The organism is Paenibacillus sp. Paensp38 (assembly GCF_059491915.1).
In genome coordinates this window covers 268,550-282,588 of sequence record NZ_CP168516.1, presented here as the reverse complement: position 1 = coordinate 282,588, position 14,039 = coordinate 268,550, and the positions used below count along the sequence as shown (strand labels likewise).

Annotated in this window: 14 protein-coding genes; 7 read left to right on the top strand and 7 right to left on the bottom strand. The window is 48.9% G+C overall.

The window, feature by feature from the left end:
* Window positions 1-41: 41 nt before the first annotated feature.
* Window positions 42-1,169, bottom strand: coding sequence for a transglutaminase domain-containing protein (locus tag ACEN8J_RS01225; protein WP_029519208.1), 1,128 nt, complete (start codon window positions 1,167-1,169; stop codon window positions 42-44).
* A 101-nt stretch (window positions 1,170-1,270) separates the two neighbouring features.
* On the opposite strand from ACEN8J_RS01225, the gene ACEN8J_RS01220 reads away from it, so the two are divergent.
* The 3 genes from ACEN8J_RS01220 to ACEN8J_RS01210 are packed head-to-tail and all read left to right on the top strand — an operon-like array spanning window position 1,271 to window position 3,913.
* Complete coding sequence (locus ACEN8J_RS01220; RefSeq protein ID WP_239645267.1) at window positions 1,271-1,699, top strand: FeoA family protein; 429 nt, start codon at window positions 1,271-1,273, stop codon at window positions 1,697-1,699.
* Complete coding sequence (gene feoB, locus ACEN8J_RS01215; RefSeq protein ID WP_029519211.1) at window positions 1,690-3,699, top strand: ferrous iron transport protein B; 2,010 nt, start codon at window positions 1,690-1,692, stop codon at window positions 3,697-3,699. Before ACEN8J_RS01220 ends, feoB begins: the two co-directional genes overlap by 10 nt.
* 37 nt (window positions 3,700-3,736) lie before the next feature.
* Window positions 3,737-3,913 (top strand): FeoB-associated Cys-rich membrane protein, encoded by a 177-nt coding sequence (locus ACEN8J_RS01210; RefSeq protein WP_080658679.1) that lies wholly within the window; start codon window positions 3,737-3,739, stop codon window positions 3,911-3,913.
* Window positions 3,914-3,999: 86 nt separating this feature from the next.
* On the opposite strand, the gene xylB is transcribed toward ACEN8J_RS01210, so the two are convergent.
* Both xylB and xylA read right to left on the bottom strand, forming a co-directional pair.
* Entirely contained in the window at window positions 4,000-5,523 is a 1,524-nt protein-coding gene (xylB, locus tag ACEN8J_RS01205; protein ID WP_495594183.1) for a xylulokinase, read from the bottom strand.
* A 58-nt stretch (window positions 5,524-5,581) separates the two neighbouring features.
* Window positions 5,582-6,898, bottom strand: a complete 1,317-nt coding sequence (xylA, locus tag ACEN8J_RS01200) for a xylose isomerase (protein ID WP_495594182.1) — start codon at window positions 6,896-6,898, stop codon at window positions 5,582-5,584.
* 134 nt (window positions 6,899-7,032) lie between these two features.
* Here xylA and ACEN8J_RS01195 point away from each other — a divergent pair, with 134 nt between their 5' ends.
* Window positions 7,033-8,205: an ROK family transcriptional regulator gene (locus ACEN8J_RS01195; protein ID WP_165149440.1), complete on the top strand. Its 1,173-nt coding sequence runs from the start codon at window positions 7,033-7,035 to the stop codon at window positions 8,203-8,205.
* A gap of 93 nt (window positions 8,206-8,298) precedes the next feature.
* Here the strand turns inward: ACEN8J_RS01195 and ACEN8J_RS01190 are convergent, their stop codons facing one another.
* Window positions 8,299-8,529, bottom strand: coding sequence for a glutaredoxin family protein (locus ACEN8J_RS01190; RefSeq protein ID WP_007432162.1), 231 nt, complete (start codon window positions 8,527-8,529; stop codon window positions 8,299-8,301).
* A gap of 58 nt (window positions 8,530-8,587) precedes the next feature.
* Entirely contained in the window at window positions 8,588-9,529 is a 942-nt protein-coding gene (gene trxB, locus ACEN8J_RS01185; protein ID WP_013311969.1) for a thioredoxin-disulfide reductase, read from the bottom strand.
* Window positions 9,530-9,810: 281 nt separating this feature from the next.
* On the opposite strand from trxB, the gene ACEN8J_RS01180 reads away from it, so the two are divergent.
* Window positions 9,811-10,542: a ZIP family metal transporter gene (locus ACEN8J_RS01180; RefSeq protein ID WP_013311970.1), complete on the top strand. Its 732-nt coding sequence runs from the start codon at window positions 9,811-9,813 to the stop codon at window positions 10,540-10,542.
* A gap of 82 nt (window positions 10,543-10,624) precedes the next feature.
* Here ACEN8J_RS01180 and ACEN8J_RS01175 read toward each other — a convergent pair whose 3' ends face one another.
* Window positions 10,625-11,086: a hypothetical protein gene (locus ACEN8J_RS01175; protein WP_165149442.1), complete on the bottom strand. Its 462-nt coding sequence runs from the start codon at window positions 11,084-11,086 to the stop codon at window positions 10,625-10,627.
* 10 nt (window positions 11,087-11,096) lie between these two features.
* Window positions 11,097-11,654, bottom strand: a complete 558-nt coding sequence (locus tag ACEN8J_RS01170) for an NAD(P)H-dependent oxidoreductase (RefSeq protein ID WP_165149444.1) — start codon at window positions 11,652-11,654, stop codon at window positions 11,097-11,099.
* 134 nt (window positions 11,655-11,788) lie between these two features.
* Here ACEN8J_RS01170 and ACEN8J_RS01165 point away from each other — a divergent pair, with 134 nt between their 5' ends.
* Both ACEN8J_RS01165 and ACEN8J_RS01160 read left to right on the top strand, forming a co-directional pair.
* Window positions 11,789-12,424 carry an HlyD family secretion protein gene (locus tag ACEN8J_RS01165; protein ID WP_025724158.1) on the top strand — a complete coding sequence of 212 codons (636 nt, stop codon included), beginning with the start codon at window positions 11,789-11,791 and terminating at the stop codon, window positions 12,422-12,424.
* A gap of 9 nt (window positions 12,425-12,433) precedes the next feature.
* Entirely contained in the window at window positions 12,434-13,957 is a 1,524-nt protein-coding gene (locus tag ACEN8J_RS01160) for a DHA2 family efflux MFS transporter permease subunit (protein ID WP_029519221.1), read from the top strand.
* Window positions 13,958-14,039: the final 82 nt, after the last annotated feature.

Genomic DNA, 14,039 nt, shown 5'->3' with positions numbered 1-14,039 from the left:
TAAAATACTCCTTTGTTAATGTAGCTTTTTACAGCAGATGATTAGGTCCATTTCAGGGTTACCCGAAGATTGCCGGTACTTCCAAGGTCCGTAATCTGATAAGAAATGGATTTTAAGCCGAGTTGATATAAGGACTGTAAATCCTCCTTGAGACTTCGCTCTGTTCCCTGATAGGCGAAGGTAAGCGTCGTCCCTCCTTTATTTACAATCTTACGCACCTGTTCCTTGATGTCGGCGGATGATTTAACCAGACCCTTACCATCTTGCAGCGGATATTCGAGGGTATTGTACAGTTTTTGATACACAGCAGCCTTTGATCCTCCGGCAGCTACCAGTGCTGATAAGGTTTCCCGATACGATGTATTCGCCTGAGGATACGGTTTCACCCATGAGTGATCCCGCCGCATTTCGGTATCCGTCAGCAGATAATATGAAGTGCTTACTTCGTTCGCGCGATCTGGGGTTGGATCATCCCATGTCGTATCCATGTGATACCATCGACCATCTAATAAAACAAGATTCCATGCATGCAGCTGTCCCCCTGCTCTACCTTCCACAATCCGATTCGTAATGCCTGCACGTTCCAGCATTTTATAGGCTAGCAGTGAATAACCCTGGCAGACCGTGCTTCCCGTTTTCAGGCCATCGTAGGCTGTGTACTTTTGCTGTGCTTCATCATACTTCAGGCGAACGACGATCCAATCATGGATGGCCTTCACCTTCTCATGATCCGTCATTCCCTTCGTAATAATATCCCCCAGCACCGCTTTAACTGTGCTATCCACATAAGCTGTCTGTTCCTTCGTCTCCCGGTAGCTTAAACGAATCGTAACCTGAGCGGAGGTCGTTGTGCCTGTATAGCTGAATGCGTAGCTTTTGATCGTATAATTCACATACGGATCGCTCTCCATGGCCTGTTGGATGGCCGTCTGTAATTGCTGTTTGAGACCGTTCACTCGCCCTTGATATGTAAAGGTCAGCGTTTCACTCCGCGTAGCCATTGCCTGTAAAAGCTTGTTCTGAAGCTGCTGCGATGATACCGATGGAGCCGGCTTGATCGACGCCGCATACACATTGCTGCCCCACTCCACAGCCTGCGGCAGCAACACAGCCAGCGCTGCACCCGCAACCAGACATTTTACAAGCCTAACCCCGATTTTTCTGTTCATACAGAGCGTTCCTGCCCTTCTTAGCATAGTTATAAACAGCTCTATCTTACCATAAAAACAGTTGCCCCAAACGCTCTAGTTTTGTCGGTTGCAGACGAGTAATGGGACAGTTAAAAAGACAGGTTGCGACACACATACTCGGCGATATAACAGATGGGAGCAAGGGGCAAACATGTCGTTCGCAGCGAATTTTATCACAGCAATCTAAGTATCCTCATGATATGGTACTGGCATCGGAAGTAAATGATATTGATTCTCATTCTAGATCAGAAAGGCTGAACACCATGCCAGAATGTATTTCACTTCTTCGTACGCCACTAGGTCAGACTGTGCGTTTGCAATCCCTTGACCCTCTTCATCCCTCATTGCGCCGCCGCTTGACAGACATGGGCATCAACGAAGGTTCCATCATACGCTTAAAAAAAATCAGTTTATTGGGCGGCCCGATCGTCATTGAATGCAACGGCCAACTGGTCGGCCTCCGTCAAAATCAAGTGAAACAACTGGAGGTCGTTCCGACATGGACATGATCGCTCTATTTGGCAATCCCAATACAGGAAAAACCTCATTATTCAACAAGCTGACTCGTACGTATGCAGAAGTAGGGAACTGGTCCGGCGTCACCGTGGAAAAGAAAACAGGGCTCCTGCGTGACAAGTCTGCCGTATTGGTGGATTTGCCAGGTGCCTACTCTTTACTCCCTCTTTCGCTGGATGAAGGTGTCGCAACCCGATATTTGCTGGAAGAGCCGCCTGCGGCCCTGATCAATATCGTGGATGCCTCCCAGCTCCAGCGTAATCTCTATCTGACCGTACAACTACTGGAATATGGCCGTCCCCTTGTACTTGGCTTAAACATGACTGACGTAGCTGATGCCACGGGTCTTCGCGTAAACAAGGAATTGTTGGCTGAACAATTGAACGTTCCCATCATTCCTATGGTGGCGCGCACAGGTAGTGGAAGTAAGCAAATGCTCGCATCTCTTCGAGAAGTAAGACATGCATCCAATACTTTTCAACTGGATTACGGCCCTGCCGTCGAAGCGGCTATTCATGATATTTGCAACTTACTGCCGGATGCATCTGTACCGCAACTCCGGTGGGCCGCACTGCAATGTCTGGAAAACAATCCTGTCGTCATGGAATGGATGACAGATGAGGTGCAGCGTGAACAAGTAACTGCGCGTATTCGCCATTGCGAAGAAGACCTGCTCAGTGAAGGCTGTGCCATCACGCCTGCTCAGCATATTCGTTCTGTACGAACAGCATGGATTGCTGATCTGTGTACCAAGGCACTCGACACCTCCAAGCTCAAGCCGCACAGCCTAACGGATAGGCTAGATGCACTATTAACTCACCGGTATCTGGGGATTCCGATCTTTTTGCTGCTGATGTACGCTACCTTCAAGTTCACCTTCGATTGGGCGGGTACGATCCTTTCAGATATGCTGGATGGATTTTTTTCAGGTGCACTCAGCAGTTGGATTTCTGAATTACTCGTCCACTTGAACGCGTCTGCCTTTACGCAAAGTCTAGTCGTGGACGGCATCGTGGCTGGAGTCGGGGGTGTGCTTGTTTTTCTGCCTCAAATTGCTATTTTATTTCTGATTATCTCGGTGATCGAAGACTCCGGGTATATGGCACGGGTCACGATACTCATGGATCGTCTGATGCAAGCCGTGGGCTTGAACGGGAAAAGCTTCATTCCCTTCATCATCGGATTTGGCTGCAATGTCCCTGCGATTATGGCAGCACGCACCATTGAACAGCCCAGAGAGCGTCTCATTACCACGTTGCTGGTGCCCTTTATGTCGTGTTCGGCCCGCCTGCCGGTATATGCGTTGTTTGCGGGTGTGTTTTTCCCAACACATGCGGCAAGCATCATCATGCTGATGTATGTGTTAGGAATCGTCGTTTCACTTATACTTGCCAAAATTTTTTCCAAAGTATCCATTTTGTCGGGTGAGCCCTCCCTCTTCATCGTGGAACTTCCTCCCTATCGAGTGCCGCAGGCTCTTACACTATTCCGCAGCACATGGGAGAAGGTTAAAGGCTTCGTCCGTAAAGCCGGAACCATTATTCTTGCAGGCTCGGTTGGCATCTGGCTCTTGTCCAATTTCGGTCCGCAGGGCTTCGGGGTAGAAATGGATGACAGCCTGCTTGCCACCGTTGGAGGTTGGTTCGCTCCATTACTAGCCCCTCTCGGTTTTGGCACCTGGCAAGCAGGGGCTTCCCTGCTCACAGGCTTTATGGCCAAGGAAGTTGTCGTATCAACGATGAATATTATTTACCACGTTCCTGATATGCAGGGACTTGAACTACAAGTCAGACATGCCTTTACACCGCTTGCCTCTCTTAGCTTTATGGTGTTCATTCTGTTGTATGTTCCGTGTCTGGCTACGGTAGCGGTCATTCGTAAAGAAACCCTTTCGTGGCGTTGGACCGCATTTTCTGTGATCTATCCTTTGGCCGTTGCATATATCATTGCCGTCTTGATCTATCAATGCGGCAGATTATTAGGTTGGGGTTAAAGTCAGGCCCTATAGTAAATAAAAGGAAGTGAATTCCATGATCAATATCATCATTTTATTGGCGATCCTCGGTTATAGTGCGTGGGTGCTGGTACGATTTTTGCGAAAAAGCCGTCAAGGCGCCTGTGCGGGGTGTTCGTCGAGCAAGTCATGTCCGGGTTGTGCAGCCAGCTCTATGCATGAAGATTATGCGAAAATCAAGAAAAGTATTTAATTCCAACTCATCATCACATGAAAAGCGGCTTCGGGGGTTTCTTACACCCGAAGCCGCTTCTTATTTACGCTTAAAGCTCACCGTATTCAGCGATACACTGCCAAATGCTCATTTAGCTCTCGCGTGTGCAAGTAAACTTCACGATACAGCTCGTATAGACCTTCATACTGTGCCACACGGTCCGGGTTCGGCGAATATCTCGCTGCTTCATGCAGAAATGCTTCAGCACACGCTTGCAGAGATTCAAACCAGCCACTACCATAAGCAGCCAGCATGGCCGCCCCCAAGGCAGGTCCCTGCTCGCTTTCCAGCTTGATGATATCCGCGTTAAAAATATCTGCCTGCATTTGCAGCCATGCCTCATTACGCGCACCGCCGCCGATGGAAATCACTTCATTCACCGTTTTGCCCGTCCCTCTAAGAATATCTATAGATTCCTTGAGCGAAAACGTTATTCCTTCCAGTACCGCTCGTGTAAAATGCGCAAGCTTATGTCCCGCATCCATCCCGATAAAGCTGCCTCGAATGGTTGCATCCGGATGAGGTGTACGTTCGCCAACGATATAAGGCGTGAACAGCAGCCCTTGGCTGCCCGGCTCAATAGAATTCACATCTGCCAATAGTGCATCAAAAGAATGCTCTGGTGCAAAGGTATCCTTAAACCAAGTCAAGCTGTATCCGGCCGCGAGCGTAACCCCCATAATATAATAAGCATCCTGCTCACTATGATTAAAAAAATGCGCCCGCCCCTGCACATCAATATCCTTGCGTTCCTCATAAGAAAGTACAACCCCTGAGGTGCCGATGCTGCATAGGGTGCGGCCTTCACTCAAAATGCCGGCACCAATCGCGCCGCATGCGTTGTCCGCCCCACCTGCAAAGACCTTCGTTTCAGGCGAAAGCCCGCTCTGCTCCGCAATCTCCGGCAATAGCGTACCCGTCTGATCAAAGGATTCCACCAGCGATGGGAACAGCGACAACGGCAGATCAAACGCGGCAGCGATCTCTTCGCTCCACTGCTTGTTCGCAATATCCAGCAGCAGCGTACCCGCCGCATCCGAATACTCCGTCGCCAGCTCTCCTGTCAGACAGTAGCGCACATAATCCTTGGGTAGCATAAAATGTGCCGCACGGGCCAGCACGTCTGGCTCATGCTCCTGCACCCACAGCAGCTTGGGCAGCGTGAAGCCTTCCAGCGCGCGATTACGTGCGATATTCAGCAGGTCCGACCCGAGCTGTTCTTCAATACGACGGCATTGTGCTGTCGTACGCGTGTCATTCCACAGAATAGCCGGACGAAGCACTTGGCCTTCCTTGTCAGTCAGCACAAGCCCGTGCATCTGTCCCGAAAAGCTAATACCGTCTACGGCATCTGTGCCGCCGATTCCGGCCTTCTCCACAAGCTGTTTCAGTGATGCTAACGTGCCACTGACCCAGTCCTCAGGATGCTGTTCGCTATATCCTGCCTTCGGCTGATGGAGCGGATAAGACTGAGAGGTTTCATAAGCCACCTGCCCCTTGCGGTTAACCAGCACCGTTTTGACCGCGCTGGTACCCAAATCTACGCCGATGACATAGCGCTCCTGCTCCTGATTTAGCTTCTCCTGCATTGGAGTACCTCCTTCCCTGTTATCGTGCAGCTTCTATTACATATATAGAATTCTGGTATTAGTCAGCCAAAATGTATTGATTTAATGTTGCTTTCAGATATTCCTGGCGACCGGATACGTTTTTACGTGGTGTTTCATTCGCCAGAGCATATTCAGCCAGAGAAGCAAGCGTTGCTTTTCCGGATACGATGTCTGCTCCAATACCTTCTTTAAAGCTGCTGTAGCGCTTCTCAATAAAGTCCTCAAACACACGATCCTCGATCAGTTTGGCAGCTACCTTCAACCCCTTCGCATACGTATCCATACCTGCGATGTGCGCGAGGAACAAGTCTTCTGGCTCAAACGATGCTCTGCGCACCTTGGCATCAAAGTTGATACCACCACGGCCCAAGCCTTCATTTTGCAGCACTTCATACATCGTCAGGGTCGCATCATACAGATCGACTGGGAATTCGTCCGTATCCCAGCCCAGCAGCAAATCTCCCTGATTTGCATCCAGTGATCCCAGCATGCCGTTAATCCGTGCTACACGCACTTCATGATCGAAAGTATGACCCGCCAAGGTGGCATGATTAGCTTCCAGATTAAGCTTGAAATGTTGATCCAGATCATATTTTTGCAGGAAAGCAATCGTCGTCGCAGCATCAAAATCATACTGATGCTTCGTTGGCTCCTTCGGTTTTGGCTCAATCAGGAACTGAGCGTCAAAGCCAATTTCACGCGCATAGTCTACGGCCATATGGAACATACGTCCCAAATTGTCCTGCTCCAGCTTCAAATCCGTGTTCAGCAGTGTTTCGTAGCCTTCACGGCCTCCCCAGAAAACATAGTTATCTGCGCCCAGACGTTTGCCCACTTCCAGTCCTTTTTTAATCTGAGCAGCTGCGTGTGCGTATACATCTGCATTGCAAGTCGAGGCAGCACCATGCAAATAACGTGGATGGCTAAACATGTTCGCCGTGTTCCACAGCAGTTTTTTCCCCGTAGCTTTCATATGGTCCTCAATCAGATCCACGATGGTATCCAGATTGCTGTAAAATTCCTTCAATGACGCGCCTTCCGGTGCAATATCCACATCGTGGAAAGCGAAATAAGGTAAATTCAGCTTATCCAGCAGTTCAAAGGCAGCTTCCACACGTGCCTTCGCCAAATCCAGCCCGGTAAACTTGGACCATGGACGTTCCGCTGTTTCTACACCAAAAGGATCGGAGCCGCCTGCAACCAGTGTATGCCAGTAGGCCATGCTAAAACGTAAATGCTCCTCCATCGTTTTTCCCGCTATAATTTCCTGTGGATTATAAAATTTGAACGCAAAAGGATTGTCGGATTGCTTGCCCTCAAAGTTAATTTTAGATACCTGTTCGAAATAAGCCATTATAAGTTCCTCCTTTATAGTAAACGTTTACAAAAACGATTCTAGCACAGCCAAAAGACTTTGTCTATTGCTTAAACTAAGTTTGTTTTTATGATATAATATCAGGAATTACACCAACAGGAAGTGAATGAACCATGAATGTCACTGGCGATCAGGCGCTTGTCAAAAAGCTGAATAAATCCATTGTGCTGGAGCGTATTCGCCTTCATGCTCCGCTATCCCGGGCACAGTTATCCAGTCAAACTGGATTAAACAAGGCAACCGTTTCCAATCTGGTGGCAGAGCTCATTACCGATGGATTGGTGTATGAGACAGGATTAGGAGAATCCAGCGGTGGGCGTAAGCCTTTAATGCTGCTGTTCAATAGCCGTGCAGGCTTTGTACTCGGTATTGAGGTCAGCGTACAGTACATCAAGGGCGCTCTGACCGATCTGGCAGGTACCATTGAAACGGAGCTTACCTTTTCTCTAACCCAGCATGATCCCGCCTTTGTTATGGAACAGATTCGAAAGCTCGTTCAGGAGCTTATGCAGGTCACTCCTCCCTCCCCTCATGGTATTGTCGGCATTGGACTGGGGGTACCGGGTATGGTGGATGAGACCGGAACCGTGCTGTTCGCACCCAATCTGGGCTGGGAAGGGGTTCCGCTGCGGCAGCAGCTTGAGGCTGAGCTAGGTCTGCCCGTCGTAGTAGATAACGAAGCCAACGTCGGCGCGCAGGGCGAGTTGTACTATGGTATGGACGGCGATCACCGACAGCTGGTGCGGGATCTGGTCTACATCAGTGCAGGGTCTGGAATCGGGGCCGGGATTATCATTGACGGCAAACCGTATCAAGGAGCTTGGGGGTACGCCGGAGAGACGGGTCATATGACCATTGATTGGAACGGACGGCTCTGCTCCTGTGGTAGTCGCGGCTGCTGGGAGCTGTATGCTTCAGAGAAGGCGTATGCATCATCCACATTGAAACTGCCTGCACATAATACAGCGGAATTACTGCCGTTTGCTCAGCAAGGTGAAGCGAGTACATTAAGCGTCCTTGAAGATATTGGACGATATTTGGGTGTGGGTATTACCAGCATTGTGAACAGCCTTAACCCCGGGATGCTTATCATTGGCGGTCCACTGGCGGAAGCCAGACCTTGGTTGGAGCAAAGTATGCGTGAAGTGATTGACGAACGTGCCTTGCCCTATCACCGTCGGCAACTACAGATTCGTTTCTCCACGCTTGGCAGCCGTTCGACGATGCTAGGCGCCGCCTATGCAGCAACCGCTCCTTTTCTCGGGCGTGTACGCGTGTCCTTATAAGTAAAAAGGCCCCCATTGCAGTATGTAGCTGCGATAGGAGCCTTTTCTTAACCATATAACGATCATAGGACCGTCGTCTGCTGTTAGGTTGGATTAAGCGTTCAACACTTTTTCAAACTTGGTTTTGTTCATACCGGAAATACGTTCTTCTCCGATCAAAGTCAATGGAACGGCACGAATGCCCATATCCCAAACCTCTTGAGCAAAAGCTTCATTGGTTTCAATGTTGCGTTCTTCGTACTCCACGCCTTTTTCACTCAAGTAGCTTTTTACTTGACGGCAATGCGGGCAGTTTGTAGATGTGTATACGATTGCTTTTTCCATGAATATCACCTCATCATTTATTTTGTTACATCATATTTATTCAAACTTGCGTGGATCATTACAGGGCCAGTGCGCTGTGCTCCAGGCTTTCGATGTATTTCTCGCTGTCCATAGCAGCCATGCAGCCACTACCTGCTGCGGTAATTGCTTGTCTGTAGCGTGTATCCTGTACGTCGCCACAAGCGAATACGCCAGGCACGTTTGTTTCGGAAGTACCCGGATTTACGACGATATAACCGTTCGCATCCGTTGTAATTTGTCCTTCGAGGAAGCCCGTATTCGGATGATGACCAATCGCCACGAATACGCCGCTAACCGTAATAACTTCCTCTTCACCTGTTGCATTATTCAGCACTTTCAAGCCAGTGACTCCGTTCTCGTCCGCAATCACTTCTACAGGAGTACGATTAAGCGCCCATTCAATTTTGTTGTTCGCACGAGCACGATCCTGCATAATTTTGGAGGCGCGCATTTCTTCACGACGATGCACCAACGTTACTTTAGAGGCAAAACGAGTCAGGAAATTGGCTTCTTCCAGTGCAGAGTCTCCGCCGCCGATGACAACAATTTCTTTGCCACGGAAAAAGAAGCCGTCGCATGTTGCGCAAGTGCTTACGCCACGTCCGATATTATCCTGTTCACCGGGAATACCCAGGTACTTGGCAGTCGCTCCTGTGGAAATAATCAGCGTATCAGTAACCAGTTCACCCAAACCCTCTACATCCAAAGTAAATGGACGAGCAGTTGTGTCTACTTTGTTTACCCAGCCTGTGCGGAATTCAGCGCCAAAACGCTCCGCTTGCTTACGCATATTATCCATCAAATCGGGTCCCATGATTCCTTCCGGAAAACCTGGGAAATTTTCAACTTCCGTAGTCGTAGTTAATTGTCCGCCTGGCTGTGGTCCTTCGATCACCAGTGGGCTCATGTTAGCGCGTGCCAGATAAATTGCAGCGGTCAAACCGGCAGGGCCGGTACCTATAATAATGGACTTGTACATATCTTGGTTCCTCCTAAAATATCATAAGTATTATATAACGAGTTTTCGGAACCGGGCGCTGGGCAACTGCATATACTCTAAAAGTAATTCCGCCAGAAGCTTATCCCAAAATGTGGACACCCGGATATTACAAAAACGAATCACTTGTTTTGTAGCTTTTTATGACTTAGACTGATTCTAAATCCTAATTTCATTATGCGGAAATAGCTGTAAACAGTCAAATGAAGTTTTCATGAAGCGAAGCTTAAAGATAAATCAGGTATGGAGGGATTATCCCGATTATGAATGACGTTTTTGTAGGTAGCTTTATTTCTGCCCTGTCCACTGGACTCGGCGCCGTGCCCATACTGTTTATGCGTAATATCACGCATCGGCTTCGCGATGTTCTGTTGGCTTATGCCGCAGGAATTATGACCTCTGCCTCCGTGTATAACCTCATTCCCGAAGCGATCCAGCATTCCAATTGGTTCGTGCTGACTGCGGGAATTCTGCTCGGCTGCCTCGTATTACTGGTGATGGAGATGTACATTCCCCATGCGGATTTGGAGGACCCAGATTCCAAGACCTTTCAACTGGAATCCAAATCTTTTCTCATCATCGCAGCTATTACATTGCACAATTTACCGGAAGGACTCTCTGTTGGGGTCAGCTATGCGAGTGAGACTCACAATCTCGGCAATCTGATCGCCTTCTCTATCGGCCTGCAAAATGCCCCGGAAGGCTTTATCGTAGCGTTGTTCCTTGTGAATCAAAACATCGGCCGTTTCAAGGCCTTGGGCATTGCTACCCTCACCGGAGCTGTGGAAATCATTACGAGTCTGATCGGCTTTTATTTGAGTAGCTGGGTGAACGGACTGGTACCTTACGGCCTTGCTTTTGCCGCCGGAGCCATGATGTTTATCGTCTACAAGGAACTGATTCCCGAGAGTCACGGGGATGGCAACCAGCGGATCGCCACATTCTCTTTTATTCTCGGCTTAATTACGATGATTGGGCTAACCGAATGGCTATAGCCGAGCAACACAAAAAGGCTGCTTATCTGCCTGTAATCCAGACAGATAAGCAGCCTTTTTGGCATGTTCATATGGAGATACGTCATTTTTTTTGGTTCATGGAGCGCAGTGCTTCACGGTACTGCTCGTCCTCACTTTTGTAAGTCTCCTTCTCTCCATTGGATATTGGAGAACGTCTTTCCTTTTCTTCGTCCTTTTTGGTAAAACCACGTAAAGCCGCACGATAATCCTGATCTCCGTAAGCATCTTTAATATTCTCGCGATCTTTTTCCACCTTCTTATCCGTCTGGATATCAGGCACCTTGTGTTGTTCCTCCGCATGATGCTCTTCGACATCGATATCCTTAGGAGGCGTCTCTTGCGCAGGATCTATCCATTCACGCGCCTCGGGTTCCACCTGTACAGGATAAGGACGTTTGCTTCTTTGCCGTGAGTCCTCTTCGGTAGAGCGAGTCTTGGAAGAGGACTTGCGCGTCATCTTCGTATTAAATACCAGCAAAAAAATAAAGGCAACCGCAGCTACTACGATAAAAGCAATGGTCATCGGTAGCCTCCTATTCTCTTTCAGCGCTACGGTACCGTCCCGCTATTTCAGCGACCCGTTTGCCCAAAGAGCGGCCTAGTGCAAGATCATCACCCGTTGGAAGATTAGGTGGTCCATTGGGGTCAGTCTCCACCGGACATGTTATCCCTACGCCGTAATAGGAGCCGTATAATGCATTTTCCGTAATATTGGCGGGCAGTCCTACAATAATCATGCCTTGATGAAGCATTGGAGTAATCAAATTCAGAAGTGTGGATTCCAATCCACCATGAACGGTAGCGGTTGTGCAAAACACAGCGCCGATTTTGTCCACCAGCTTGCCCTGCGCCCACAGATACCCCAGCTTATCAATCCAGCTTTTCAGACCGCTGCTGATCGTACCAAAATGCCCCGGACAACCCCATAGGATCGCATCCACACTCACTAGCTCATTCACATCGGCCTCATTTACATGCTTTAACAACACTTCCGTGTGCTCAAGGTGTGCTCCTTCTGCAATTGAGCGTGCGAGACGTTCGGTATGCCCATTTTCACTGTCATATACAATCATGATTCTGGTCGTCGTCATTATGCGCATCATCCTTTGTCAGCAAAATCATCCTTTTCGCATGCGCTCTTAACCTTGCCCAAAATCCATCTGAATATTATGAATCGTTTGACGCATACTTTGAAAATCCAAGAACTAGGGAGGCATGTTAACACATGAATTCACGCGCCATATTAGTCAACTTGCTAGTTATTATCATTATTCTGGCAGGAGGTGGAGCCGCCGCCTATTACTACAATCAATCCGCCAACTACATAAAAACCGATAATGCCCAAGTGAGTGGACAAGCGGTTACCGTTGCCTCTCCAGGCGCTGGCAAGCTCACAGGCTGGAATGCTGAAGTTGGTAAAACCTACACCGCTGGAAGCACACTGGGTAATGTAGAAGGAGGCGGAAGCCGAATTAGCGTTACGATTCCAACCGATGGTACCATCGTGCAGCAATCTGCGGTCAACAACTCAATTGTTGGGGCAGGCACGCCTTTAGCGAAGGCTTTTGATCTAAACAATTTATGGATTACCGCCAATATAGACGAAACGGCTGTACAGGATCTTCAAGTAGGACAAACCGTAGATGTATATATTGATGCTTACCCGGATACGTCCCTGAGCGGTAAACTCGAAAAGATCGGCCTGGCGACCGCATCGACTTTTTCACTACTGCCCACTTCCAACACCACTGCCAACTATACCAAGGTGACGCAGGTCGTGCCTGTCAATATTTCCATTCAAGGTTACAAGGGGCTGGGTATTATCCCGGGAATGAGTGCGACTATCAGAGTTCACAAGTAGGGGGCTGTCATGGATCAAAAAATGTCCGTCGGACGTATTCTGTCCGTGCTGCTGCTAGGCGCCTTCATTTCGATTTTGAATCAAACGCTGCTTAACGTGGCCATTCCACACTTAATGAATGATTTCAATGTGTCTGCCACAACCGTTCAATGGCTTTCCACCGGATATATGCTAACCAACGGGATTTTGATTCCTATCACTGCTTTTCTGATTGAGTCCTTCGGAACACGTGCGCTGTTCATCTCCGCGATGGGGTTATTTACTGCCGGGTCTGTCGTCTGTGCTGCCAGTACCGGCTTTGCGCCTATGCTGGTTGGACGTGTTATCCAGGCCAGCGGAGCAGGCATCATCATGCCTGTGGTGATGAACGTGTTCCTGACTGTGTTTCCTCCAGAAAAACGGGGCGCTGCCATGGGTACTATGGGAATCGCCATGATGTTTGCCCCGGCGATTGGACCAACTTTATCCGGCTATATTGTGGAGCATTACAGCTGGCGGCTGCTATTTTTACTTGTTATTCCGCTGGCGGTCATTGATATTCTGTTTGCCATACGCTGGCTCAAAAATGTATCCAAGCTAACGAAACCGAACTTTGACCTGCTGGGAACCGTCTTTTCCACCCTTGGGTTTGGCTTCCTGCTGTATGGCTTTAGTTCAGCTGGGGACAAAGGCTGGGGTAGCAATACAGTAATACTCACACTCGCTGCCGGGATTGTGTTTATTGTATTGTTTATCGTGCGCGAGCTGAACATGCTACAGCCGATGCTGGAGTTCCGTGTGTTTAAATATGATATTTTTACTGTATCAACCTTAGTCGGGGCTACCGTCAACATGACGATGTTTGGCGGTATGCTGCTGCTGCCAATCTATTTGCAAAATATACGCGGCTTTACACCGTTGCAATCCGGTCTGCTGCTGTTGCCGGGTGCACTGCTGATGGGTGTGATGTCACCCATATCAGGGGCAGTATTTGACCGTATAGGCGCAAGGCCGTTGGCGATCATTGGGCTGATCATTACGGCAGTCACGACATGGGAGTTCAGTCTGCTAACCGACGCCACCACCTACGGACATATTATGATCATCTATACGATTCGCAGCTTCGGAATGTCACTGCTGATGATGTCCGTCCAGACGGAAGGGCTAAACCAGTTGCCTCCCCATCTCGGTAGCCATGGTACAGCCATGTCCAATACAGTACGGCAAATTGCCGGGTCTATCGGTACCGCTTGGCTCATTACTGTAATGAGCAGCCGAACCACGATTCATGTAGCGGATTATGCGAATGTCGCTACCACCGCCAATGTTCCTTTAACCGAAGGGGTAGCACAGTTGGGACAAACCCTCGCGCAAACGGCGGGCATTTCAACAGAAAGTGGTTCATCGTTAGCGCTACAACAGGTGTACCGAAATGCTGTTACGGAATCGACGATCCATGGCATTAATGATGCCTTTATCATTGCTACAGGGATTGCGCTGGCAGGGCTATTGTTTTCCTTGTTCTTACGACGGTCTACGCCACGACGAAGATAGACGTACAGCGTTGCGAGGCTGCAAAAGAAGGAGCATTCACCCCTTGAATTTTTAAGAGGATGAATGCTCCTTCTTGTGATTA